22 protein-coding genes and 1 tRNA gene are annotated in these 24,633 nt (G+C 48.6%); 12 read left to right on the top strand and 11 right to left on the bottom strand.

Annotated features, from left to right (window positions below; all coding sequences use genetic code 11):
* Positions 1 to 49 precede the first annotated feature (49 nt).
* The 3 genes from rapA to I3X05_RS14520 all read left to right on the top strand — a co-directional run bounded on the left by rapA (position 50) and on the right by I3X05_RS14520 (position 4,782).
* On the top strand, positions 50 to 2,959 hold the full coding sequence (rapA, locus tag I3X05_RS14530; RefSeq protein WP_045571672.1) for an RNA polymerase-associated protein RapA: 2,910 nt from the start codon (positions 50 to 52) through the stop codon (positions 2,957 to 2,959).
* A 71-nt stretch (positions 2,960 to 3,030) separates the two neighbouring features.
* Positions 3,031 to 3,783 (top strand): pseudouridine synthase, encoded by a 753-nt coding sequence (locus tag I3X05_RS14525; RefSeq protein ID WP_045571671.1) that lies wholly within the window; start codon positions 3,031 to 3,033, stop codon positions 3,781 to 3,783.
* A 36-nt stretch (positions 3,784 to 3,819) separates the two neighbouring features.
* On the top strand, positions 3,820 to 4,782 hold the full coding sequence (locus I3X05_RS14520; RefSeq protein ID WP_045571670.1) for a D-2-hydroxyacid dehydrogenase: 963 nt from the start codon (positions 3,820 to 3,822) through the stop codon (positions 4,780 to 4,782).
* A gap of 76 nt (positions 4,783 to 4,858) precedes the next feature.
* Here the strand turns inward: I3X05_RS14520 and I3X05_RS14515 are convergent, their stop codons facing one another.
* The 5 genes from I3X05_RS14515 to arcA all read right to left on the bottom strand — a co-directional run bounded on the left by I3X05_RS14515 (position 4,859) and on the right by arcA (position 9,420).
* On the bottom strand, positions 4,859 to 5,248 hold the full coding sequence (locus I3X05_RS14515; protein WP_045571669.1) for a RidA family protein: 390 nt from the start codon (positions 5,246 to 5,248) through the stop codon (positions 4,859 to 4,861).
* Positions 5,249 to 5,365: 117 nt separating this feature from the next.
* On the bottom strand, positions 5,366 to 5,827 hold the full coding sequence (gene pyrI / locus I3X05_RS14510; protein ID WP_337970828.1) for an aspartate carbamoyltransferase regulatory subunit: 462 nt from the start codon (positions 5,825 to 5,827) through the stop codon (positions 5,366 to 5,368).
* 15 nt (positions 5,828 to 5,842) lie between these two features.
* Entirely contained in the window at positions 5,843 to 6,772 is a 930-nt protein-coding gene (pyrB, locus tag I3X05_RS14505) for an aspartate carbamoyltransferase (RefSeq protein WP_039430559.1), read from the bottom strand.
* Positions 6,773 to 7,052: 280 nt separating this feature from the next.
* A complete protein-coding gene (gene argF / locus I3X05_RS14500) occupies positions 7,053 to 8,057 on the bottom strand; it encodes an ornithine carbamoyltransferase (protein ID WP_045571668.1) in 1,005 nt (334 codons plus the stop codon).
* A gap of 142 nt (positions 8,058 to 8,199) precedes the next feature.
* On the bottom strand, positions 8,200 to 9,420 hold the full coding sequence (gene arcA, locus I3X05_RS14495; RefSeq protein WP_193157728.1) for an arginine deiminase: 1,221 nt from the start codon (positions 9,418 to 9,420) through the stop codon (positions 8,200 to 8,202).
* A gap of 566 nt (positions 9,421 to 9,986) precedes the next feature.
* Here arcA and rraB point away from each other — a divergent pair.
* Entirely contained in the window at positions 9,987 to 10,409 is a 423-nt protein-coding gene (gene rraB / locus I3X05_RS14490; RefSeq protein WP_045571667.1) for a ribonuclease E inhibitor RraB, read from the top strand.
* Positions 10,410 to 10,570: 161 nt separating this feature from the next.
* Entirely contained in the window at positions 10,571 to 11,371 is an 801-nt protein-coding gene (locus tag I3X05_RS14485) for a glycosyl hydrolase 2 galactose-binding domain-containing protein (protein ID WP_337971198.1), read from the top strand.
* 1 nt (position 11,372) lies between these two features.
* Here the strand turns inward: I3X05_RS14485 and I3X05_RS14480 are convergent, their stop codons facing one another.
* From I3X05_RS14480 to pepA, 5 genes are all read right to left on the bottom strand, one after another.
* Positions 11,373 to 11,879, bottom strand: a complete 507-nt coding sequence (locus I3X05_RS14480; RefSeq protein WP_337970827.1) for a GNAT family N-acetyltransferase — start codon at positions 11,877 to 11,879, stop codon at positions 11,373 to 11,375.
* A 34-nt stretch (positions 11,880 to 11,913) separates the two neighbouring features.
* A complete protein-coding gene (locus tag I3X05_RS14475; protein ID WP_045571665.1) occupies positions 11,914 to 12,324 on the bottom strand; it encodes a DUF2061 domain-containing protein in 411 nt (136 codons plus the stop codon).
* A 216-nt stretch (positions 12,325 to 12,540) separates the two neighbouring features.
* Positions 12,541 to 15,399: a valine--tRNA ligase gene (locus I3X05_RS14470; RefSeq protein ID WP_337970826.1), complete on the bottom strand. Its 2,859-nt coding sequence runs from the start codon at positions 15,397 to 15,399 to the stop codon at positions 12,541 to 12,543.
* Positions 15,400 to 15,493: 94 nt separating this feature from the next.
* Positions 15,494 to 15,943, bottom strand: a complete 450-nt coding sequence (locus I3X05_RS14465; protein ID WP_045571663.1) for a DNA polymerase III subunit chi — start codon at positions 15,941 to 15,943, stop codon at positions 15,494 to 15,496.
* 65 nt (positions 15,944 to 16,008) lie between these two features.
* On the bottom strand, positions 16,009 to 17,520 hold the full coding sequence (pepA, locus tag I3X05_RS14460) for a leucyl aminopeptidase (protein WP_039430544.1): 1,512 nt from the start codon (positions 17,518 to 17,520) through the stop codon (positions 16,009 to 16,011).
* Between the two features lie 193 nt (positions 17,521 to 17,713).
* Between pepA and lptF the strand changes: the two genes are divergently transcribed.
* Both lptF and lptG read left to right on the top strand, forming a co-directional pair.
* A complete protein-coding gene (lptF, locus tag I3X05_RS14455; RefSeq protein ID WP_045571662.1) occupies positions 17,714 to 18,814 on the top strand; it encodes an LPS export ABC transporter permease LptF in 1,101 nt (366 codons plus the stop codon).
* A gap of 3 nt (positions 18,815 to 18,817) precedes the next feature.
* Positions 18,818 to 19,888, top strand: coding sequence for an LPS export ABC transporter permease LptG (lptG, locus tag I3X05_RS14450; RefSeq protein ID WP_045571661.1), 1,071 nt, complete (start codon positions 18,818 to 18,820; stop codon positions 19,886 to 19,888).
* Positions 19,889 to 19,917: 29 nt separating this feature from the next.
* Here lptG and I3X05_RS14445 read toward each other — a convergent pair whose 3' ends face one another.
* On the bottom strand, positions 19,918 to 20,391 hold the full coding sequence (locus tag I3X05_RS14445) for an RDD family protein (RefSeq protein ID WP_193157733.1): 474 nt from the start codon (positions 20,389 to 20,391) through the stop codon (positions 19,918 to 19,920).
* Positions 20,392 to 20,583: 192 nt separating this feature from the next.
* On the opposite strand from I3X05_RS14445, the gene I3X05_RS14440 reads away from it, so the two are divergent.
* The 5 genes from I3X05_RS14440 to I3X05_RS14420 all read left to right on the top strand — a co-directional run bounded on the left by I3X05_RS14440 (position 20,584) and on the right by I3X05_RS14420 (position 24,563).
* Positions 20,584 to 20,668 (top strand) — tRNA-Leu (locus I3X05_RS14440).
* A gap of 563 nt (positions 20,669 to 21,231) precedes the next feature.
* Entirely contained in the window at positions 21,232 to 22,104 is an 873-nt protein-coding gene (locus I3X05_RS14435) for an HAD family hydrolase (protein ID WP_337970825.1), read from the top strand.
* Positions 22,101 to 22,751, top strand: a complete 651-nt coding sequence (locus tag I3X05_RS14430; RefSeq protein ID WP_238854248.1) for a hypothetical protein — start codon at positions 22,101 to 22,103, stop codon at positions 22,749 to 22,751. Before I3X05_RS14435 ends, I3X05_RS14430 begins: the two co-directional genes overlap by 4 nt.
* Before the next feature lie 122 nt (positions 22,752 to 22,873).
* Positions 22,874 to 24,157 carry a tyrosine-type recombinase/integrase gene (locus I3X05_RS14425; RefSeq protein ID WP_337970824.1) on the top strand — a complete coding sequence of 428 codons (1,284 nt, stop codon included), beginning with the start codon at positions 22,874 to 22,876 and terminating at the stop codon, positions 24,155 to 24,157.
* Entirely contained in the window at positions 24,144 to 24,563 is a 420-nt protein-coding gene (locus tag I3X05_RS14420) for a hypothetical protein (protein WP_222815333.1), read from the top strand. Before I3X05_RS14425 ends, I3X05_RS14420 begins: the two co-directional genes overlap by 14 nt.
* The last annotated feature ends 70 nt before the right edge of the window (positions 24,564 to 24,633 follow it).

Below are 24,633 nucleotides of genomic sequence, written 5' to 3'. Positions count from 1 at the left end.
AGCAGAACTAAGCTTTTAGAATTCATAATCAAAACGAGGTAGTCAATTCATGACATTTGCTCTGGGGCAACGCTGGATCAGCGATACGGAAAGTGATTTGGGTTTAGGTACGGTGGTCGCATTAGATGCGCGAACGGTGACATTAATGTTCGCCGCTTCAGAGGAAAACCGTGTTTATGCCAGTAACGATGCCCCAGTAACCCGAGTGATTTTTAACGTCGGTGATGTCGTGGAGTGTCAAGAAGGCTGGTCACTGCGTGTGGAACAAGTGGTGGAAGAGAAAGGCCTTTACACTTACCTCGGCACGCGCGAAGACACCGAAGAAACGGGCGTGGCACTGCGTGAAATTTTCCTTAGCAACCAAATTCGTTTCAACAAGCCGCAAGACAAAATGTACGCCGGTCAAATCGACCGCATGGACAACTTTGTGCTGCGTTACCGCGCATTGAAAAATCAGTATGAGCAGCATCGCAGCCCAATGCGCGGCCTCTGTGGCATGCGCGCTGGCCTTATTCCTCACCAGCTTTACATTGCCCACGAAGTGGGTCGTCGTCATGCGCCGCGCGTGTTACTGGCAGATGAAGTTGGCCTAGGTAAAACCATCGAAGCGGGGATGATCATTCATCAACAAGTGCTGCTTGGCCGTGCTGAGCGCATTTTGATTGTGGTGCCGGAAACTTTGCAGCACCAGTGGTTGGTGGAAATGATGCGTCGTTTCAACCTGCATTTCTCGATTTTTGACGAAGAGCGCTGCATCGAAGCATTCGCCGAATCGGACAACCCGTTTGACACCCAGCAGTACGTGCTCTGCTCACTGGATTTCTTACGCAAAAGTCGCAAGCGTTTTGAGCAAGCGCTGGAAGCGGATTGGGATCTGTTGGTGGTTGATGAAGCGCACCATCTGGAATGGAGCCAAGACAAACCGAGCCGCGGCTACCAAGTGATTGAAGGGCTGGCTGAGCGCACGCCGGGCGTATTGCTGCTAACAGCAACGCCTGAGCAGCTTGGCCGCGAGAGCCACTTTGCCCGCCTGCGCCTGCTTGATTCAGACCGTTTCTACGACTACGAGGTGTTTGTCGAAGAAGAAGCGCAATACGCGCCAGTTGCCGATGCGATCACTGCCCTATTTTCGGGCAAGTTGCTGCCTGATGAGGCAAAAAATCAGATCACTGAGCTGCTTTCGGAGCAGGACGTTGAACCGCTGTTTCGTATTATCGAAAGCAACGCCGATGAAGAGAGCAAAGCCGCTGCGCGCCAAGAGCTGATTGACAATCTGATGGATCGCCACGGTACGGGGCGTGTTTTATTCCGTAACACCCGTGCTGCCATCAAAGGCTTCCCGGTGCGTAACGTACACCTGCTGCCGATGCCGATCCCATCGCAATACACTACCTCAATGCGTGTCTCTGGCATGATCGGCGGTAAAATGACGCCGGAAGCGCGTGCGATGAAAAACCTTTATCCGGAAGAGATCTTTCAAGAGTTTGAAGGGGACGATTCAAGCTGGTGGCAATTTGATTCGCGGGTAAACTGGCTGCTGGAAAAAATCCTCGCCAAACGCAGCGAGAAGATTTTAGTCATCGCATCACGCTCCAGCACCGCGCTGCAACTAGAGCAAGCGCTGCGCGAGCGTGAAGGCATTCGCGCAACCGTGTTCCACGAAGGCATGTCGATTCTCGAACGCGATAAAGCAGCCGCGTACTTTGCCCAAGAAGAGGGCGGTGCCCAGGTGCTGATTTGTAGTGAGATCGGCTCAGAAGGCCGTAACTTCCAGTTCGCAAACCAGTTGGTGATGTTTGATTTGCCGTTTAACCCGGATCTGCTTGAGCAGCGGATTGGTCGTTTGGATCGCATCGGACAAAAACGTGATATCGACATTCATGTCCCTTACCTGCAAGGCACCGCGCAAGAGGTGCTCGCGCGTTGGTTCGATGAAGGCTTGAACGCGTTTGCTGAAACCTGTCCAACGGGCCGCGCGGTGTATGACCAATACGCCGACACGCTGATTGCGATCCTCGCATCCGGTGACAATACGCCGCTGGAAGAGGTGATTGCCCAATCAGCCAAAATGAACCTCGAGCTGAAAGCGCAGTTGGAGCAAGGGCGCGATCGCCTGTTGGAAATGCACTCTAACGGCGGCGAAAAAGCGCAGCAGATCGTGGCAGAGATCGCGGGCAAAGATGGCGATACCAACTTGGTGAGCTTTGCGCTGAGCCTGTTTGATACCATTGGCCTTAACCAAGACGATAAAGGCGAAAACGCGATTGTCGTTACGCCATCCGAGCACATGATGGTGCCAAGCTATCCGGGCTTGCCGTACGAAGGGGCGACCATTACGTTTGATCGCGATACGGCGCTGTCGCGTGAAGACATGCACTTTATCAGTTGGGAACACCCGATGATTCAAGGCGGTATCGACCTGCTGATGAGCGAAGGCGTCGGTACCTGTGCGGTGTCGCTGCTGAAGAACAAAGCGTTGCCGGTCGGCACAATTTTGCTCGAGCAGATCTACGCCGTGGATGCTCAAGCGCCAAAACGCAGCGGTATCGGCCGCTTCCTACCGCGCACGCCCATCCGTTTGATGATGGATGCGCGCGGCAACGATTTGTCGGCTCAAGTTGAGTTTGAAGGCTTTAACCGCCAGCTCAGCCCAGTTAACCGTCATCTGGCCAGTAAACTGGTTTCATCGGTGCAACAAGATATTCACCGTTTGATTGAGTCCGGCGACACGCTGGTGGTTGAGCGCGTCGAAGCGATTCGTCAGCAAGCACAGCAAGAGATGCAGCAAAGCCTCAATGGTGAGCTGGAACGTCTGCAAGCGCTGAAAGCGGTCAACCCGAATATTCGTGACGAAGAGTTGGAAGCGATTGACGCGCAAATCAAAGAGCTGAGTGGTTACATTGGCAAAGCGCAGTACCAGCTTGATTCACTGCGTTTGATTGTGGTCAGCCACAACTAATTCGCGTCGCCCGTTGTCGTGATATGCCACTCAACGGGCGACCTTGATTGATTTTGTTATGAGACACTTTTATGTCTGAGTTTGAATACCATCCGCCGACCGACCCTTGGATAGACATTGTCTATGAAGATGGGCATATCTTGGTGGTTAATAAGCCGTCTGGCCTGCTGTCGGTGCCGGGGCGCTTGCCGCAATACCACGACAGCGTCTGGAGTCGTTTGAAACAGCAAGACCCAGATATTCAAGTGGTACACCGTTTGGATCTCGCCACCTCAGGCTTGATGCTACTAGCCAAAGGCAAACATGCAGAATCGGCACTGAAGAAGCAGTTTCAATACCGTTTAACGCACAAAATCTACTACGCTCGCGTTTGGGGCCATGTGGAAGCCGATGAAGGCATGATCGATCTGCCGTTGATTGTCGACTGGCCAAATCGTCCGTTGCAGAAAGTGTGTCATGAAGAGGGCAGGCCATCGCAGACCAAGTTCCACGTGGCCAAGCGTGAAGTGCACCCCAATGGTGAGCAGACCACCATCATGCGCCTGCTGCCGATCACCGGCCGTACTCACCAACTGCGTGTACATATGCAGTCCATCGGTCATCCGATTGTCGGGGATGAGTTTTACGCTAGCGGTGAAGCGCGCGCCTTTTCTGCACGTTTAGAGTTGCATGCCGCCGAGCTGAGCTTTTATCATCCGAAGAATCGTTGGCTGCGCAGCATCTTTGTGCCGTGTGATTTTTATCCGGAGGCGCAAGAGATGATCTTTTCTTATTACGATCCTGCGCGTAAATTACCGGATTACAAAACGCTGTCCAACCCTTAATCAACGAGCGATGGGCAGTGCATTACAGGAGTTGCTATGTCACTGCCCACTATCGTTTTTCTCGACCGAGCCACCATTCCCGCTCACATTCCACTGCCGCAAGTCGATTTTGCTCACCACTGGATTGAGTACCCTCTCACCTCGCCAGAGCAAGTGGTGGACCGCCTGCAAGCGGCTGATATGGTTATCACCAACAAGGTGGTGTTAGACCAAGCGCTGTTAAGTCAACTGCCCAATCTGCGTCTGATCGCGGTGGCAGCCACCGGGTTTAATAACGTGGATGTGGACTACTGCGCGGCCAAGCAGATTGCGGTGAGTAATGTGCGAGGCTATGCGGGCAACTCAGTGCCGGAACATGTGATGGCGATGCTGTTTGCCCTAAGACGTAATCTGTTTGCTTATCATCAAGATATTGCCGCTGGCGTCTGGCAAAAAGATAAGCAGTTCTGCTTTTTTACCCATCCGATTGGCGATATTGCTGGCACAACCTTAGGCATTATTGGCGCAGGTGCACTGGGCCAAGCCACCGCCAAACTGGCGCGAGCTTTGGGTATGCAGGTGCTTTTTGCTGAGCACAAAGGGGCGACGCAGTGTCGTGAAGGGTATCTGCCGTTTAGCGCAGTGCTGCAAAACAGTGACGCCATAAGCTTGCACTGTCCGCTGTCTGAGCACACGGTCAATTTGATTGGCGCGGAGGAACTGGCGCAAATGAAGCCATCGGCGATTTTACTCAATGCTGGGCGAGGTGGTTTGGTTGATGAGCAGGCGTTGGTCGCTGCGCTGAAAAATGGTGTAATTGCTGGTGCTGGCGTGGATGTGTTTAGCCAAGAGCCTGCGGATGAAACCAATCCGCTGTTGGCGAACATGGCGTTGCCGAACTTGCTGCTCACACCGCATGTGGCGTGGGGCAGTGATTCGGCGATCAGCAAACTGGTCGAGATCCTGATGGAAAACATCAATGCATTTTGGCGCGGTGAAGCGTTAAATCGCGTAGTGTGACCTCGCGCAGAGACAAAAAAGGGTGACCTCGTGTCACCCTTACTTTTTGCCGCTCTCGGTGAGCCGACTCAATCAATTATTTGCGTACCGCAATCGCTTCGATTTCGATGCCAACATCTTTCGGTAGGCGAGCCACTTCTACGCAAGAGCGGGCTGGGTAGTGCGCCACGTTGTGCTCGTCAAAAAACTTGCCGTACACGTCATTCACTGTGCCGAAGTCATTTAAATCTTTGACGAAAACCGTCATTTTTACGATGTCGCCCACGCTCAGGCCAGAGGCTTCGACCACGGCTTTGACGTTGTCGAGAGACTGACGTGCTTGCGCTGCGATCTCTGCTGGGATTTCGCCGGTCGCAGGGTTGACGGGGATCTGGCCAGAAGTTAGGACCATGTTGCCAAGGTCAACGCCTTGAATGTAAGGGCCGATGGCCGCAGGCGCCGAATCAGTGTGAAGTACTTTAGTCATTGTTATGTTCCATCTTGATTGAAGGGAAAACAAAAGAGGCTTCAGTGTGCCGCGAAAGGGATGATTGGTAAAGAGAAAATCCCCCAGCCGCGAAGGCTGGGGGAGTGCTTGTAATGATTAACGCTCGGTGACGATTTCGCGTGAAAATACTTTCTCGCAGTACTTACATTTCAAGCGCACATCGCCTTTCTTTTCAAACACGCGAAAGCTACTGGCTACTGGCTCGTTGTGAGAAATGCAGTTGCTGTTCGGGCACTCGAACACATCGCTGACAAACTCCGGCAACTCTAATGCCAGTTTCTTCACCACGTGATAGTTTTCGATTTGGTTAACGGTCGCGTGCGGGGCATACAGCGCCAGTTTGCGCGCTTGTTCTTCACTGATGAAGACGTTCTCAATTTTGAGCAGATCTTTACTGCCAAGCGCGGAAGAGGGCAGATTGAGGCCGATGGTGACGCGCTGGGAAGAGTTGTGCATATCGAACAGTTTCAGCACCTTAATGCCCACTTGTCCCGGAATGTGGTCAATCACTGTACCGTTTTTAATCGCTTCAACCTGCAATTTTGTCTCTTTTTCCATGCTATTTCTCTCCGATTACAGTGATTCATTCAAAACTAGGGCTAACAGGGCTTCACGCGCGTACACGCCGTTGCCCGCTTGTTGGAAGTAGTAGGCGTAAGGCGTTTTATCCACATCGGTGGTGATCTCGTCGACGCGTGGCAGCGGGTGCAGCACTTTCAAGTTATCGCGGGCATTTTCCAGCATGGCGGCGGTGAGGATGTAAGCCGATTTGATGTGCACGTATTCCGAGGCATCGAAACGCTCTTTTTGCACGCGGGTCATGTAGAGAATATCCAACTCTGGGATCACGCTGTCCATGTCGTTGTGCACGCTGTAGGCGATGCCTGCTTCATCCAACTCTTCCAGAATGTACTCTGGCATCGCCAGCGCATCTGGCGCGACAAAGAAGAAACGGATGTTGTTAAATTTCGCCAGTGCTTGAGTGAGCGAGTGGACCGTGCGGCCATACTTGAGGTCGCCGACAAACGCCACGTTGAGCTCGTCCAAGCGGCCTTGGGTTTCAGAAATGGTGAACAGATCGAGCAGGGTTTGCGTTGGATGCTGATTGGCACCATCGCCCGCGTTAATCACGGGCACGCCGTTTGAGAACTCCGACGCCAAACGCGCTGCGCCCTCTTGCGGGTGGCGCATGACAAACGCATCCACATAGTTAGAGATCACTTGCACGGAATCGGCCAGTGTTTCGCCTTTTTTCGCCAGCGAGGTGTTACCGCCATCGTCAAAGCCAATCACGTCGCCGCCGATGCGCTGAATCGCCGTTTCAAACGACAAGCGGGTACGGGTCGAGGGCTCGAAGAAGCAGCTCGCCACCACTTTGTTTTTGATCAGATCTGGATTTGGCTCTGCTTTGAGTTGACCAGCCGTTTTGACAATCAATTCCAGCTCAGCACGGCTCAGCTCCGGAATGGAAATAATGTGCTTTTTATAAAGCGAGTTTGTCATAGTCGTCTTCCCTATCTGAATGTTTCAGGCAATAAAAAAGCCTCCCATTACGGGAGGCTTTAAAAATCAATCGGATTAGTCAATGCAACGACAGAAGAAACAGCGCCATGCAGGTGAGATTGAGTGCCTGCTCGTCGTGCTGTGTTGGTTGTCAAACGCATTGTCATTTCATAACCCTCGGACAAATTGCCGGGTATTATACGCATCAAGCGCGTGAGCGCAAGCGATTACATCAAGCTTTTACGCGCCAATGTAATCGATTAACTCACTTGTGTTTCGGTTAACTGCCCAGCGTTGCCACCATCACCGCTTTGATGGTATGCATGCGATTTTCTGCTTCATCAAAGACAATTGAGTGGTCTGATTCAAACACCTCTTCTGTCACTTCTAGCCCTTTCATCCCATATTTTTCGGCCACTTGTTTGCCGATGACGGTTTCATCGTTATGGAAGGCGGGTAAGCAGTGCATAAATTTCACCGCAGGATTGCCCGTTTGCTTGAGCATCGCCATATTGACTTGATACGGCTTCATCAGCGCCACGCGCTCATCCCACGCTTCCGGTGCTTCGCCCATTGAAACCCACACATCGGTGTAGAGAAAATCACACCCGGCTACGCCCTCTTCGACGCTTTCGGTCAAGGTGATTTTTGCCCCGCTTTCGCTGGCAATGGTTTGGCAAAGGGCCACTAACTCCTCTTCCGGCCAAAAGGCTCTCGGCGCGACTAAACGAATGTCCATGCCCATCTTGGCCGCGCCAACCATGAGCGAATTGCCCATGTTGTTGCGCGCATCGCCAAGATAGGCAAATTTGATTTGATGCAACGCTTTACCTTGGCCGTGCTCTAGCATGGTGAGGAAATCTGCAAGAATTTGCGTGGGATGGAATTCGTCGGTCAGGCCGTTCCACACTGGCACGCCTGCGTACGCGCCAAGCTCTTCAACAATCGCTTGGCCAAAGCCGCGATACTGAATGCCATCGTACATTCGCCCGAGCACCCGAGCGGTATCTTTCATCGACTCTTTGTCGCCGATTTGCGAACCGGATGGACCGATGTAAGAAACCTGTGCTCCTTGATCAAAAGCGGCCACTTCAAACGCGCAGCGTGTACGGGTCGACGCTTTTTCGAAGATCAGCGCGATGTTCTTGCCTTGTAAGGTTTTCTTCTCGGTTCCGGCGTACTTGGCTTTTTTCAGCTGCGCGGAGAGGTCCAGCAAAAACTGAATTTCCTTCGGCGAGAAGTCCAGCAGCTTGAGAAAATTGCGATTGCGAAGATTAAATGCCATGAGCCAGCCCTTTTTCTATGAAGAGTTATGGCCCTAGTAAAACATATAAATGCTATATTTGTGAATAAATATTTTTATTTGCGTAAGGAAAAACCGATGCGTAAACATCGGTTTTTGTTGAAAAGGCTAGGAGTTAGCGAGATTAAATGTCATCGCGTTCAATCGGGCAGCTCATGCAGCGTGCGCCGCCACGTCCGCGTCCCAGTTCATTGCCGGGAATGGTTAAAACCTCAATCCCTGCCTTGTCATACTTTTCATTGGTGTAGACGTTGCGCTCGTAGCCAATCACCACGCCCGGTTTGACGGTCAGCACGTTATTGGCATCATTCCACTGCTCGCGCTCGGCTTCGTAGTTGTCGCCACCTGTGGTGATGATGTTGAGCTGATCCAAACCAAGAGCCGTTTCGATAGCATGCAGATAGTTATGCGATGCCTCGACGCGCATTTCACCGTTTCCTTGCGGTGTGAGGCGCCAAGTATCGAGATCTTTGCGCATGATTTCTGGATAGACCGAAAAGGTATCGACATCCATGTGCGTCATGACGGTGTCTAAATGCATGCAAGAGCGGTGTTTCGGCAGGTCGATGGCGATCACCTCTTTTGCTTGGCCGGACTTAAACAGGCTCGCCGCGAGGTTTTCTACCCCTTGTGGCGTAGTGCGCTCAGACATACCAATTAACACCGCGCCTTTGCCGATCACTAGCACATCGCCTCCTTCGATATTGGCGTTGTCGTAGTGCAGGTCTTCATCACCGAAGTATTTGATGAAATCTTGCCCTGCAAACGTCGGGTGCCATTGGTAAATCGCGCGTAAATGGTTGGTTTCGCGTTGGCGCGCCGCTTTCATCATTGGGTTGAGTGACACGCCTCTATATACCCAACACGAGGTGTCGCGGGTGAAGAGATGGTTGGGTAGCGGCTCAATGACGAAATCCAGCGGGCGCTTCATTCTCGGTAGCATAGACGCGGATTTGATCGGCAGTTCAGAGTAGGCTAATCCGCCGAGTAGAATGGTTGCCAGATGCTCATCGTCCATATCAGAGAGATAGTGGCGCAGATCGCGGGCGAAAATCGGCCCGTAGCGAAAATCCGAAATTTGCACATTCAGCAGCCAATGTTTGGCTTGCGGCACGGCTAGGGTTTGAACCAAGAGATCGTGCAGCAGTAACACTTCAACCCCTTGGCTGCGCAGTGTGTTGGCAAACGCATCGTGTTCTTGGCCCGCCGCCTCAACTGCTAACACATCATCAAACAGTAACTCGTGGCAGTTGGAGGGGGTGAGATGGGTTAGGGCTCGTTCTGGGCGGTTTAGCAACACTCGTCGCAGTTGACCGACCTCGGAACCGACATACAGCTTACTCATTTTGCATCCTTACAATTTATCCTGCCGCTATTTATGACAACCTTATCTATAAGATGCAAATCACTTTGCTTTGTTTAAATTCTGCATTTTGTCTTTATAATGGTTGTTTATGCCATTATTTGTTTCAATATTGGAGTTATGGCTCAGTCTGGTGTTCATCCTTGTAGAGGGCTAAATATGCGTTTTTATGCGCGTCTCTTAGCGCTCCCTGGCTGAACAATCTCAGGAAATGATTGAATAAGCATTCAATAATATGCACTTATTGCCGCTCCATTAGTCGTAATCTTACTTTTTGACAGAATTTAATCGTGAATGAAGCGGCAAATTTTAGGCAATTATATTTATTAGCCGTCCGTTTTTGCTCACGTAGGATCTTCTGAATCTTACTGAAAAGGTAAATTTGTTAATTTAGTGTAGCAAAGTTGGCGTGCTTGTGACTTTTGCTCGCCGCAGCAGAGAAAGATAAAGGGGAAAAGAGTTTGTCGGTGGCTTTTCCGCTCGATCCATGCCATATTTCACCGCATTAACGATGAACCAAGTTAGAGTTACGATTCCGGAGCTAAACCATGTCTCACGAAGATGAATATCTGTCAGTTGAAGAATTAATCGAGATTCAAAAGGAAGATACTCGCGATATTATTGCTGCCCTACTCGAGGATGGCAGCGATCCTGATGCTCTGTATGAAATTGAGCACCATCTGTTTGCCGAAGACTTTGAGACGCTGGAAAAAGCGGTGGTTGAAGCCTTTAAGATGGGTTTTGAGGTTTTGGAAGCGGAAGAGACCGAAGATGAAGATGGTAGGATCTTGCTTTGCTGTGATGCGACCATGCAATCTGCCCTTGATGCCGAAGCGATTGACGCCCAAGTTGAGAAACTGGTTCATCTAGCTGAAAAATATGACATTATTTATGACGGTTGGGGCACGTACTACGAAGGCGAAGACGCGCTTTACCCTGATGATGACGAAGACGACGATTACGAAGATTAATCGCTTGATTTGAAAGCTGGCAAACGCCAGCTTTTTTATTGCCTGCTTTGCTCGCCACCAAACGATTTGATTATGTGGTCATTAATCTACGCCGCGATGTCTCGCCTCTGCGATACGAATGTGCGTATAATGGCGCAAATTTGATCTGGCTCAATATTATTATGCAACTCTCGCTTAGCGGCCTTTGGCAACTTTCTCCTCTTACCGATATCTCCATCGCTCAAGATGACATTACTTTTCCCGCTCCGCTGAGCCAAATTTTGCCTGACGATCTCTCAGAGCAGGAAATTGCCCAGCAAGAGTGGCATTTGATGCATGACATTGAGGTTGACGAGGCGATGCTGGTCTTTCCTGCGGTTGAGCTGGTACTCGGTGGGGTTGATTATCATGCTGAGGTGCGCCTCAATGGGGTAGCGGTGTTTGATTGCGACCAAAGTCAACTTGTCTATCGCAAAGATATCCGACCTTACCTGCAACTGGGGCGAAATCGTTTCGAGATCCTTTTTCTTGAGGAAGAAGAATCCTTACTGTTTGACGAAGATGAGCCGGGTGTGTGCGTACTGACGGCCAATGGCTATCAAAAAAGCGATGAGCGTATCGGCATCTGGCAAGTGCCGTATCTGCAATTTATCCGTCATGTGCGACTCGATCACATCACCACCGAGCAGATCTGGCATCACGGCGGTGGCTGTGAGTTTAAGGTTGACCTTTATTATCAAACTTTTGCGCCCGGCTTAGTCTCGGCGGCGGTGAAGTTCAACGGTATGACGTATCAGATCCCGATTGATGTGAGAGCGGCACACGAATGCGCGCTGTTTCATATCGAGGCGCCGCGCTATGCCGATCTCAACGATCCCGATCCGCGAGATCTTTACTCACTGACGGTGGAACTCGATGGGCAACGCCAAGAGTTCTCAGTGGCGCTTAGCCAAGATCTCTGTGTCACCCATTGGGTGTGGTGAATTATAGATCAGTGATCATCACCACTTCACAGGCGTCATGTCCGGTGTTGCCCAGTGGCGCATCGAGATGGCGAAAGCCGACTTTTTCATACAGTGCCAGCGCTTCTTTCAAGTTGGCGGTGCTTTCAAGATAGCATTGTTGATAGCCCATGTTTTTCGCCAACGCTTTACACAAGGCGATGATTTGCTTGGCCAGCCCTTGGCCGCGGCAAATGGGTAAAAAATACATTTTTTGTAGTTCACAAATATCTTCAGCGCCGCTGAGCGGCGAGAAGCCACCGCCCCCGACCACTTCGCCTTGATGTTCCACCACCCAATACGCAGCGCGTGGTTGCTTGTAGACACTGTACAAATCGTTCAGTGTCGGATCGGCAACGCTGTAGCCTTTATCGGTGGTTAAGCCATATTCGGCCGAGACTTGGCGAATAACTTGGGCAATTGAGGAATTATCCTCAACCGTGATAGGGCGTAAGACAAATTCCATCTCTTTTGACATAAGACCATTCATATTTCAGTTCACGATGGCCAAAACTATAGAGTGGCTATGCCGTTGGGTGCAAACAAAAACGGTGTGAATCGCGCGTTTGTTTGCTTGCACTGTGGCGTAACCAGACCTTTTCATGAAAGTAGTACACTACTGTATTGATCGAAGGTTCAATCATCGCCATGATGCCACCGACCAAAAGGTCACCAGTCAACAGGTAGGCTACGGAAAACGCCACGCTGAAATGGACGGTCGCAAAGCTGGCGGTTTTGAGTTTGGTCATCCACTGACGCGCTTTTAATGCGGGTGCTTGCGCCCATGTTTTCTCATGAAAGTAAAATGCCACGGTGTTCACTGAGGGCTCAATCATGGCGATCAAGCTGCCGATGAGGATGTCACCAGTTAACATGTAGGCGACAGTGAAAGCGACCGTAAAATGAAGTGCTGCAAAAGTTAGTGTCTTTTTCATGATAATGACTCATCGTTGCGTTGTTTCGATAAGTCTATTATTGAGAATTGTTATCATTAATTCTAATGGGCAGTTAAGATTAGTTTGATAGATAAAAACTATTGATTGGGATGGAATGAGAAAGCGATATCTTCTAACGCGTTCGAGCCATAAAATGCAAAAAGGGTTGATGCTTTCACATCAACCCTTTGATCCTTAACTTCTAACTTTTAGCGATTAAAGTGCCGCGATCGTTGTCTTCTGCTCTTCTAGCTTGACGAGTGTCTCTTTGTAACCTTCCAGCTTTTCACGCTCTTTGGCGATAACCGCTTCAGGTGCTTTTGCCACGAAGCCTTCGTTGCCCAGCTTACCTTCGATGCGTTTGATTTCGCCTTGTGTTTTCGCTACTTCTTTATCCAAACGAGCAAGCTCGGCATCTTTATCGATGATGCCCGCCATTGGGATCATCAGCTCAGATTTACCGACCAGTGCTGTCGCGCACGCAGGTGTTGCTTCACCGGCTGCGAGCACGCGTACTGACTCCAGCTTCGCCAGAGAAATCAGTACCTGCTTGTTCGCTTCAACGCGCGCAGCATCTTCTTCTGTCGCCGCTTTTAGCATTACAGACAGAGGCTTACCTGGGTTGATGTCATACTCAGCACGTAGGTTACGGATGCTGGTGATGAAGGCTTTCACCCACTCGATGTCATCGAGCGCTGCTTGGTTGAAGTTCGCTTCATCGTATTGAGGCAGAGCTTGCAGCATAATGGTCTCGCCTTCCACACCGTCAACCAGTGGCTTGATGCTTTGCCAGATGGTTTCGGTGATGTAAGGAATCACAGGGTGAGCCAGACGTAGCGTCTTCTCCAGCACTGTGATTAGCGTACGACGCGTACCACGTTGCTGTGCTTCAGTCCCTTTCCATAGAACGGGTTTGGTTAGCTCTAAGTACCAGTCACAGAATTGGTTCCAGATGAATTCGTACAGGGTGTTGGCTGCCATATCGAGACGGAAGTTGTCGATATGGTTGTTGAACGCTTTCGCTGCCAGTTCAAACTGAGATTCGATCCATTTGTCCGCCAGTGAATATTCGATCTCACCACCGCCAAAGCCACAATCTTGCTCTTCGGTGTTCATCATCACGTAACGGCTGGCGTTCCATAGCTTGTTACAGAAGTTACGGTAACCTTCCAGACGCTTCATATCCCAGTTGATATCACGACCTGTGGATGCCATTGCAGCAAGCGTAAAGCGCAGTGCGTCTGTACCGTAGGCTTCAATGCCGTTTTCAAATGTCTTACGTGTGTTCTTCTCGATCTTCGCTGCTAGCTGAGGCTGCATCATGTTGCCAGTGCGCTTCTCAACCAGAGACTCAAGATCAATACCGTCGATCATGTCGATCGGGTCAAGCACGTTACCTTTCGATTTCGACATCTTGTCGCCGTTTTCATCACGGATTAGGCCGGTAACGTAAACGGTTTTGAATGGCACTTGTGGCTTACCGTTTTCGTCTTTGACGAAGTGCATGGTCATCATGATCATGCGCGCAACCCAGAAGAAGATGATGTCGAAACCCGTCACCAGTACATCTGAAGGGTGGAAGACTTTCAGATCGTCCGTTTGCTCTGGCCAACCTTGCGTGCCGAACGTCCATAGGGCAGAAGAGAACCAGGTATCCAGTACGTCTTCGTCTTGGTGTAGTTCAATCACCGACTCTAGGTTGTGCTTTTGACGAACTTCTTCTTCGCTGCGACCTACGTAAACATTGCCTTGGTTGTCGTACCAAGCAGGAATGCGGTGACCCCACCACAGCTGACGAGAGATACACCAATCTTGAACGTCACGCATCCAAGAGAAGTACATGTTTTCGTATTGCTTAGGTACGAATTGAATGTCACCGTTTTCAACCGCTTCAACCGCGGTTTTTGCCAGCGGTGCAGTGCGCACGTACCATTGGTCAGTCAGCATAGGTTCGATCACCACGCCACCACGGTCGCCGTATGGCACTGTCAAGTCGTGATCTTTGATCTCTTCCAAAAGGCCAAGCTCGTCGAATTCCGCCACGATCGCTTTACGCGCCGCGAAACGCTCCATACCTTGGTATTTGGCTGGAATCTCGGTGGAGTACACATCACTTGGCTCACCGTTGGTGGTGAACACTTCTGCAGCGTCGCGGATGTTGGCATCGAAAGTGAAGATGTTGATCATCGGCAGTTGATGACGTTTACCCACTTCACAGTCGTTAAAGTCGTGCGCTGGGGTGATTTTCACACAGCCTGTACCTTTTTCCATGTCGGCGTGTTCATCGCCTACGATTGGGATACGACGATCAACGATAGGCAGGATGATCTCTTTACCAATCAGATCTTTGTAACGAGGATCTTCTGGGTTCACCGCCACACCAGTATCGCCGAGCATGGTTTCTGGACGTGTGGTGGCGACAACGATGTAGTCTTTACCATCTGCGGTTTTTACGCCATCGGCTAGCGGGTAGCGGAAGTGCCACATGTGGCCCTTAGTCTCTTTGTTCTCAACTTCGAGATCTGAGATCGCGGTGTGCAGTTTAGGATCCCAGTTAACTAAGCGCTTACCGCGGTAGATGAGGTCATCTTCGTATAGACGCACGAACACTTCTTGAACCGCATTCGACAGGCCTTCATCCATGGTGAAGCGCTCACGATCCCAGTCGACTGACGCGCCAAGGCGACGAAGCTGCTGAGTAATGGTGCCGCCTGATTGGCCTTTCCATTCCCAGATTTTGTCGATGAAAGCGTCACGACCGTAATCGTGCTTAGTTTTGCCTTCTTCTGCAGCGATCTTACGCTCAACCACCATCTGAGTGGCGATACCTGCGTGGTCGGTACCGACTTGCCAAAGGGTATTTTTGCCCTTCATACGTTCACAACGGATCAGCGTATCCATGATGGTGTCTTGGAACGCGTGGCCCATGTGTAGGCTACCTGTGACGTTCGGCGGCGGGATCATGATGCTGTATGACGCTTTCGTCGTGTCACCGTGTGGCTTAAAGTAGCCTTGCTCTTCCCAAGTCTGATACAGAGCTTGTTCGATTGAAGTTGGGTTGTATGTCTTTTCCATAGCGCTCTTTAAATGGATACGTTGATGGTTGAATCTGAGTCAATCTCTATAAGTGAACTCTCTAAAGAGAGAGCTTAACTATAAGGATTGACGGTTAGTTGTGTTCAATTTCGATGGTTTGCAAGTGATAACCAGCTTGGCGGTAGATTTTATACCTTTCTCTCGCGAGCTGTTTAGCTTTTTCTTCGCAAGGGACGAAGTCTACCACCTCAGCAAACTGGTTCGCAAAGGTTGTCTCATTTTCCGCCAAGTTTATGACCAACTGCCGATTCCAACAAGGGCGCACAGCAGAATGGCCGATCTCAATGTTGGTGGCGTATTTCGGTCCTTCTCCGACCAAATTGTGCGCGACAAACTGTTCGGGTTCGACTTGCCAAAAAAACTCCGCCATCTGCTCGGCGTGAGTTTTGCTGTTGCAGTTGAGATACACTTTGGCCCCTTGCTTAGCAAAATGATGAGCGAGAAACACCACGTAGTGGGCGAATCCGAGGTCACTCGCTTGAGGGCTTTGTGGCTGAATAATGTAAAACGTGGCTCTTTGCATCGTCGTTTAACCTTAGGTTGAACGATTAAAAAAGGGCCTTGAGGCCCTTTTTGTTGTTGAGAGTATTACTCTTCAATTTCGTGGTGGCCGCTGCGGTTCAATAGGAATTGGACCAGCATTGAGACCGGACGGCCCGTTGAGCCTTTGGCTGCGCCAGAGCGCCACGCCGTACCCGCGATATCCAAGTGAGCCCAGTTGTATTTCTTGGTGAATTTAGACAAGAAACAGGCCGCAGTAATGGTGCCGCCAGGACGGCCACCGATATTGGCCATATCCGCAAATGGACTCTTAAGTTGCTCATGGTATTCATCTGCCATCGGTAGACGCCATGCGCGATCGCTTGCTTGCTCAGAGGCATTCACCAGCTCGTGTGCCAATGGGTTGTGGTTCGCAAGCACACCAGTAATGTGGTGGCCAAGGGCAATCACACACGCACCCGTTAGCGTCGCTACGTCGACCACACAATCTGGTTCGAAACGTTCAACGTAGGTGAGCGCATCACACAGCACCAAGCGGCCTTCCGCGTCGGTATTCAACACTTCGACCGTTTGACCTGACATGGTGGTTAAGATGTCACCTGGGCGGTATGCGTTGCTGCCCGGCATGTTTTCACAACCTGCTAGCACGCCAATCACGTTGAGTGGCAGTTTGAGTTTTGCCACCGCTTTCATCGTGCCGAAAACCGAAGCCGCACCACACATGTCGTACTTCATCTCATCCATGCCTTCGCCGGGTTTGAGCGAAATACCGCCTGAGTCAAATGTGAGGCCTTTACCGACCAGTACAATCGGTTTAGCGTCTGGATCTGGGTTACCCTTGTACTCAATGACCGACATCATGGATTCGTTTTTCGAACCACGGCCAACCGCCAAGTAAGAGGTCATGCCCAACTTTTCCATCTCTTGCTCGCCAATGATCTTGGTAGAAATGGTGTCGTAGTCGTCCGCTAGGCGGCGAGCTTGAGAGGCCAAATAGGCTGGATTGGCGATATTCGGTGGCATGTTGCCGAGGTCTTTACACGCTTTCACGCCAGAAGCAATCGCAAGGCCGTGAGTAATAGCGCGCTCACCCATGTTCAGTTCACGACGAGTCGGTACGTTGAATACCAATTTGCGCAGTGGGCGACGAGTTTCAGGTTTTACGCTCTTAAACTGATCAAAGGTGTACAAACCATCTTTCGTTGCTTCAACGGCTTGGCGTACTTTCCAATACGTGTCACGTCCTTTCACGTGCAGTTCAGTTAAGAAGCATACGGCCTCCATAGAACCTGTTTCGTTGAGCGTGTTAATGGTTTTTTGAATGATCTCTTTGTACTGACGTTCGCCCAGTTCGCGTTCTTTGCCGCAACCGACTAAAAGAACACGTTCAGAAAGCACACCCGGTACTTGATGCAGCAGTAGCATCTGGCCTGGTTTACCTTCGAGATCACCACGGCGAAGCAATGAACTAATATAACCGTCACTGATTTTATCGAGTTGTTCGGCTACTGGAGAAAGGCGACGTGGTTCAAACACACCAACAACGATGCATGCGCTACGTTGTTTCTCTGGACTGCCACTTTTTACACTGAACTCCATGCGTACTCCTACATCCTGAAGACAAATAGTTCTAAATGTTAGATAATGACCGCTTACTTGTTGAATTCTATTCTCGGTCTACTCTGTTAAAGCTCAGATTAACATTTAGTCAGTTTTTTAAAAAAATAAAAGGTTCAACGGGAAACTATAGTGATTCGACCAAAAAAACAAGTTTTGTATAGGTAATTTCAGCGTGATTATTGTTAGATATTTGATCCGCGAGACACTCAAGAGCCAATTTGCGATCTTTTTCGTACTTTTTTTGGTGTTTCTCAGCCAACAGTTCATTAGCGTACTGGCCGATGCGTCGGATGGTGATATCCCTACTAGTCTGATTGTTTCAGTGGTTGCATTGAATATGCCTTCAATGGGGCTTTTGATGCTGCCATTGAGCTTGTATATCGGTATTTTGATTACTTTTGGTCGCCTCTACGCCGAAAGTGAAATTGTCGTCATGAATGCTACTGGCATCGGCAATAAATTTCTCATCCAAGCGGCCCTCTATCTCGCTGTGATGACCTCTGGCTTGGCGGCTTTCAACGCGCTTTGGCTTTCTCCTTGGTCGATGGATAAAGTAGAGCAACTGACTGAGCAAGTGGCGGCCGAGAACAGCGTCGATTTACTGAAAAAAGGACAATTTCAGTTCACACCTGACCGTTCTTCGGTGGTTTTCATTGACGATATTAAAGACAAGCAGCTGTCTAATGTGTTTGTCGCACAGTTATTACCCCGAGACTCAATTCTTCCTAGTGTGATGTTTGCCAGCTCTGGCGAGGTGAAAGAGTTGTCTGACGGCAGGCAGATCATCTCAATGAAAGAGGGGACACGCTATGAGGGCATTCCGACACGCGTTGAATATATGATCACCGAATTTGCCCAGTATGACGGGCTGATCGGTCAGCGAGCGGTGAAGTATCGGGGTCGAGATTGGGACGCAACGCCAACGCTGGACTTAATTGGTCACCCCGATCGTGAAGCGCAAGCTGAACTGCAATGGCGATTCTCACTGTTTGTCTGTATTCCACTGCTGACCATGCTGGTGATTCCTCTCTCTGCGGTCAATCCACGTCAAGGCCGATTTGCCAAGATGGGGCCTGCTATCTTGATCTACCTCGCTTACTTCTTAGCGATCAGTGCCACCAAATCGGCATTAGAAGAAGGGGACATTCCAACATCGGTTGGTATGTGGCCAATTAATGGCATGCTGCTGTTGGTGGCGATCTTGGTCAATCTGATGGACAGTGTTCCGGTGCGACGCATGAAAGACAATTTTAAGAAGAAAAGGTTGGCGTAACTCGTGTTCAAAATTCTAGACCTTTATATTGGTAGAACCATCGTTGCCACCACCTCTTTGGTTCTGGTCACCTTTGTCGGCCTCTCCGGCATCATCAAATATGTGGAACAACTACGTAAAGTCGGCAAAGGAGCTTACGATCTGTTGCACGCGCTCTACTTTGTTGTTTTGAGCATTCCACGCGATATCGAAATGTTTTTCCCCATGGCCGCATTACTTGGGGCGCTGATTGGCCTAGGCATGTTGGCATCTAGCTCAGAGTTAGTGGTGATGCAAGCGGCGGGATTTTCTAAGTTGGACATCGGCCTCTCAGTGCTGAAAACAGCGATTCCACTGATGTTGGTTGTGATGACTTTAGGCCAGTGGGGCGCTCCTGAAGCGCAGAAGTTAGCGCGAGACTTACGCGCTTTTGCCCTTTCTGGCGGCAGCATTGTCTCGGTGCGCAGTGGGGTTTGGGCCAAAGATGCCAATGATTTCATCTTTATCGGCAAAGTGGATGACGATAAGTTGTACGGGTTGAACATGTGGCGCTTTGATGCTGACAAAAAGCTGCAAGCAGTGGTGTTTGCTGAAGAAGTCGACTACTTACAAGACAATCGTTGGCTGATGCGCTACGTGCAAATCACCAATATGCAAGATGAGAAGGTGATTACTAAGCAGTCACTAGAGCAGATGGATTGGGAAACGTCCTTGGCTCCAGACAAACTGGCCGTGGTCACCGTCAAACCTGAAGAGCTTTCCATCAGTGGATTGTATCACTACGTCACTTACTTGAAAGCGTCAGAGCAAGATGCTTCTCGCTATGAATTAGCGTTTTGGCGTAAGATCACTCAACCTATCTCTATTGGCGTGATGATGCTGATGGCGCTGTCGTTTATTTTTGGCCCGCTGCGAAGTGTGACTATGGGGGCGAGGGTACTGTCTGGTGTAATTGCCGGATTCGCATTTTATATCTCCAGCGAATTTTTCGGTCCGCTCAGCTTGGTCTACGGCATTTCCCCTGTATTTGGTGCCATTGCGCCCAGTATCGTCTTTTTAACTATCGCGGTGATGCTGCTCAATCGGAAATTATAAAAAAATGGAAGGCTTCGGCCTTCCATTACTTATTTTGCCACAGGCAACACTACGACTTGGGTTTTTGCCCAAATATCATGGAACCCTCGTTTCTGAGGGTCAAAAGGCACAGCGAGGTTGGCAAGGCCAAAGGCGGAAGTGGCGATACGAATCAAGGCTTGAGTGGTGCTGATCATCGTCCCGTCTTGATTTCTTACCTGAATCTTCCAAGCGCGCATACCCAACGTCTGCCCTGCTCGGGTCCAGAAAAAGACAAAGAAATAGACCCACACCGCCGCTAAGTAGAAGGTAAACATTGGGCTAAATATCGGATGTCTGCTGAGCAGATCCGCGGCATCGAGATATTCCCCATAGCTTAGTATTCCCATCCCATTTAAAGCGAAGAGCACTGCCATCACTACGCCAGCAGCAATCATCTCTAGGGCAATAATAATCAGGGCATCATAAAAAAGCGCCGCAAGCCGGCGGAACAGGCCAGCAGGTGGCAATGTTGTTATAGTCATAAATGCATCACTTACCGTTAAAATCGGGCGTCAGGATATAGTTCTCGCCATTGGAATAAAAGAGAGCTAACGCACACTGTGTTCATTTGTGGCGAAAATCTAGGCAAACGGTAATTATTTCAATCTTTTGCTCTTGCACAACCGAAAAGCTTACGTATAATGCCAAGCATCGAAAGGCAATAGCCTAAAGATGCCGGTGTGGTGAAATTGGTATACACGACGGATTCAAAATCCGTTTCCTTCGGGAGTGGCGGTTCAAGTCCGCCCATCGGTACCATGATTCATATGACAAAGCCTCGACGACAGTCGGGGCTTTGTTGTTTCTAGGCTAATCAAAAGCTTACCTCAGTTTTCCTTTTCTGCTATCGCCCCTTTTCTCGCCCTAATAGACTCACTTTATCCGCCTTGAAAAATCTCCCATGGTCCATTCATGGTTCATCACATGACGAATCTGTGCGCAAGAGAATCCTAGTAAATCCAACAAACTCCGGTGACTGCTAACTCGCAAGCTAGTATTGCCAAGGGTTGCGGTCTGGAAGAACCATGGTCGTACCATGGTGACTTTACGGTGCTATGCGCTTCTGGTTTGGCTGCTATGTGGTTATTGATCGTTTTGATGGATTGTAGAAAGTCGATTTGCAATGAGAGGTTTTGCGGTGTGTGTGGTAAGGGCGTTGGGGATATCAACTCAACTATCATTTTGAGTGTTTTGGAAGTATGGCATTTGGTGTTACTTATCTAATTCAGTCGTGGATGATAGTGGCTTACCTTTGAATGGTAGCTCTCTAGTGTTAACCTGTCGGGAGAATTGATTCACACGACTTAGATTAGAGTAGTTAAATGAAAAAAACTGTACTCATTACCGATTTAGATAACACTTTATTTGACTGGTTTAGCATTTGGTATGCTAGTAACTCGGCGATGTTTGATAAGGTGTACGAGATTACAGGATTAAGTAGTGACGTGATCCTTCCTGAAGTGAAGAAAATTCACCAAGAACACGGCACTGCCGAGTATGCCTTCTTACTTCAAAATTTACCGTCTTTACTTGCTATGTATGGTTCTGAAGATGGGATCAATGAAGCGCTAGATGAAGCTATTCATGCATTTAGGTCAGAACGAAGAAAACACCTCTGTTTATATCCTACAGTGGAAGATACTCTTAAAACTTTAAAAAATATTGGTGTCCTAGTTATTGCGTATACAGAGTCTAAGTCATACTACACTTCATATCGACTGAAGAAACTGGGTTTGGATAACTACATTGATTACTTGTTCTCTCCGCCAGACCACGAACTTCCTGAGGAACTAGGCTCAGGGACAAAGTTCAGTTTTTCGCTAACCAAGCCAAAACACACTCCCGAAGGAGAGACGAAGCCTAACCCGAAGTTGTTACTAGATATTATAAATGACCTTGGGGCTGATGTAGAAGATTGTGTTTACATCGGTGATAGTGAAATGAAAGACATTGAGATGGCGCAACAGGCATGTGTTACAGATGTATTTGCTAGATATGGTACTACTCATTTTGAAAATAATGCCGAAGGTTATGAGTTGTTGAGGGCTGTTACTCATTGGACTGATGAAGATGTAGAACGAGAAAAGAGAATTAAAGAGAATTATCATCATATCCCACCAACTTATACGGTAGATAGTTTCTCAGAGTTATTAGAGATATTTAATTTTCAAATGTTTAAAGGTGCTGATTCATGAGTGATGAAAAAGACATTGATCTAGAGTATTTGAAACTAAATGTGGAAGTATGGAAGAAAATAGTTGATGTTCAACAACACTTTAACGACCTTGAAATGAAGGTTAGAAACTTTGGATTATTAATCGTTTCTGCTTTTATCAGTGCAATTGGTGTAAGCTTAAAATCCCAATATGAAGCTGAAGTGGTTGGATATAATATTCCTGTTGCCACCTTTCTTGCCCTTGGTTCTTTTATTGTTTGGATGCTGGTTTTTTTAGTAGATGTTTATTGGTATCACCCCCTTCTAAAAGGGGCTGTGCTCAAAGGGATTGAGATGGAGAAACAAATAAAGACTCAATTACCTAATATTAATCTAACGGGAAAGATTGGTGAAGAAAGCGCTGTCAGTATCCTGGGATTTAAAAATGTCAGAAGTACAACGAAAGCAAAGATTTTTTATTTAGGGATCGGTGGAGTTTTACTTATTTTAACAGTGTTGATTTTTTGTATGGGTGAGAAGGTGCCTGATATTGGTAATACAAGTTCCCAAAATATACCTGAAAAAACAGAATCAAAAATCAATGATGTGACACCTAATTTAACAAAGGTAGAAGGACAAACTTCACCTGTCATACCTCAAGAGCTGTCAACGAAATCTAGTGATTGATTAGTCGATAAAAGATAAGCTGGATGATACTATTCTCGTGTTGTTCAGCTTTTATTTAACCGTAATAAACACCCATTCAAACAAATATTAACTAATCGAATATCTAGTTAATGGAGGTTTGAATGAGCAAATTACAACGACTCACTACTACTTTCCTCAATAATCTTAAACCCAACCCCTCAACTGCAAAATCCACCGATTACGAAGTCAATCTGTCCGCTATGAAGGATTCTGGTTTACCTACTGGTGTTCGCTGCTTAGTGGGTAAATCTGGCGGGAAACGCTTCCTGCTGCGTTATACCAGTCCGGTAACAAGTAAAAAGGCAAGCATTGGTCTTGGTAAGCACCCTGAAACTGACCTCGCCACATTACGCAAGACAGCCAAAGAGTATCGCCAGCAAATTATTGAAGGTATTGATCCAAAGCTTGAGCGTGACAATCAGACTACCGAGAAGACAATGACCCTAGCTCGGTTTTTTGATGAAGTTTACCTGCCACTGGCTAAACAGAAACGCAGTTGGAAGGACGACGCAGCGCGATTTCGTTTAGCAAAGTCTATCCATCACATATCGATTCATGACCTAACCGCCGCCGATATCATCAAAGTCCAAATGGAGATGCAGAATACTGTGACTATTAAAGGAACTCCGTATGCTCCCGCTTCGATAAATCGCGTTTTGGCCTTATTGAAAACTATTAATCGTCAGGCATACAAGTTGATGGATGCGCCACTTATCGCGGACAAAGTGAGCTTGTTAAAAGAAGATAACGTTCGCACTGGCTACTTATCCGAATCACAGCTAAAGGAGTTCATAGGTCACGCTCTGAACCATGAGGATAAGAGCATTGGTGCGTACTTAGTTCTGCTGTTTCTGACTGGCGCGAGGGATAAAGAACTGCGTTTACGCTTGAAATCCGATGTGAATTGGGAAGAGAAATCGCTCACTATCCCTCATACGAAAAACGGTAGTAGCCACGTTATTTATCTGAGTGATTACATGCTTGATATTTTGAGGTCAGTGCCTCATGTGGCGAATAATCCGTATCTCTTTCCTGGACGCAAAAAGGGTAAACCAGTAGGACAACCTAGGCATGCTTTCAAGGCTATCAAAGCCAAGATGGGACTGCCCGACATACCCGGAGATAAAGCGAATCTAACCCTGCACAGTGCAAGGCATACTGTTGGTAGTCTTCTGGCATCACAAGGTGTTTCGTTACACGACATAGCCAAGCAGCTCAATCATGCTGACCTGTCATCAACAAGACGCTATTCGAAGCTGACAGTTGGACGTAGGCGCGAAATTGGTTCACGATTGTCGGATATGGTGACTGCGAAGCCGGAGATACATTGGGATTCGAGAGATAATGCCAATGAATTACAGAGAGATGTAAATGAAATACGATGATTGGTCCGATTGGACTGACTGGGAATTACTGTCCATTGTTGACATAAATTCGATACCCAAGGGACCGGGAGTGTACATCATTGCTGCGGAGAAAGAGCTCAGTCGAGCCGTTGGTGTTGATGAGCATGGGATTCTGGATATCGGTGAAAGTGAGAGATTAAACTTTCGAGTTCGTGCTTTTATAAGTTGCGCTACCGGAACTAGACAAGAAGGTCATATGGCTGGATGGCGATATCGTAATTTTAACTTTGAGGATGTATTTCCCATCGATACTCTCTATGTGTGCTGGAAATCATGCAACACGAAGGAAGATGCATATACATTGGAAGGTAAACTGCTCAATGAGTATGTACGACAACATTACGAGCTACCGCCGTTGAACTACAAGTTTAATTGGTCCGAATAACGCAATACATATTAGAAAAGCCCCTGTTTAGCGATGAGCTAAACAGGGGCTTTTTCATTATTAGAAGGAA

It is taken from the genome of Vibrio navarrensis (assembly GCF_015767675.1).
Lineage (GTDB): Bacteria > Pseudomonadota > Gammaproteobacteria > Enterobacterales > Vibrionaceae > Vibrio.
This window is presented reverse-complemented; position numbering and strand designations above follow the sequence as displayed.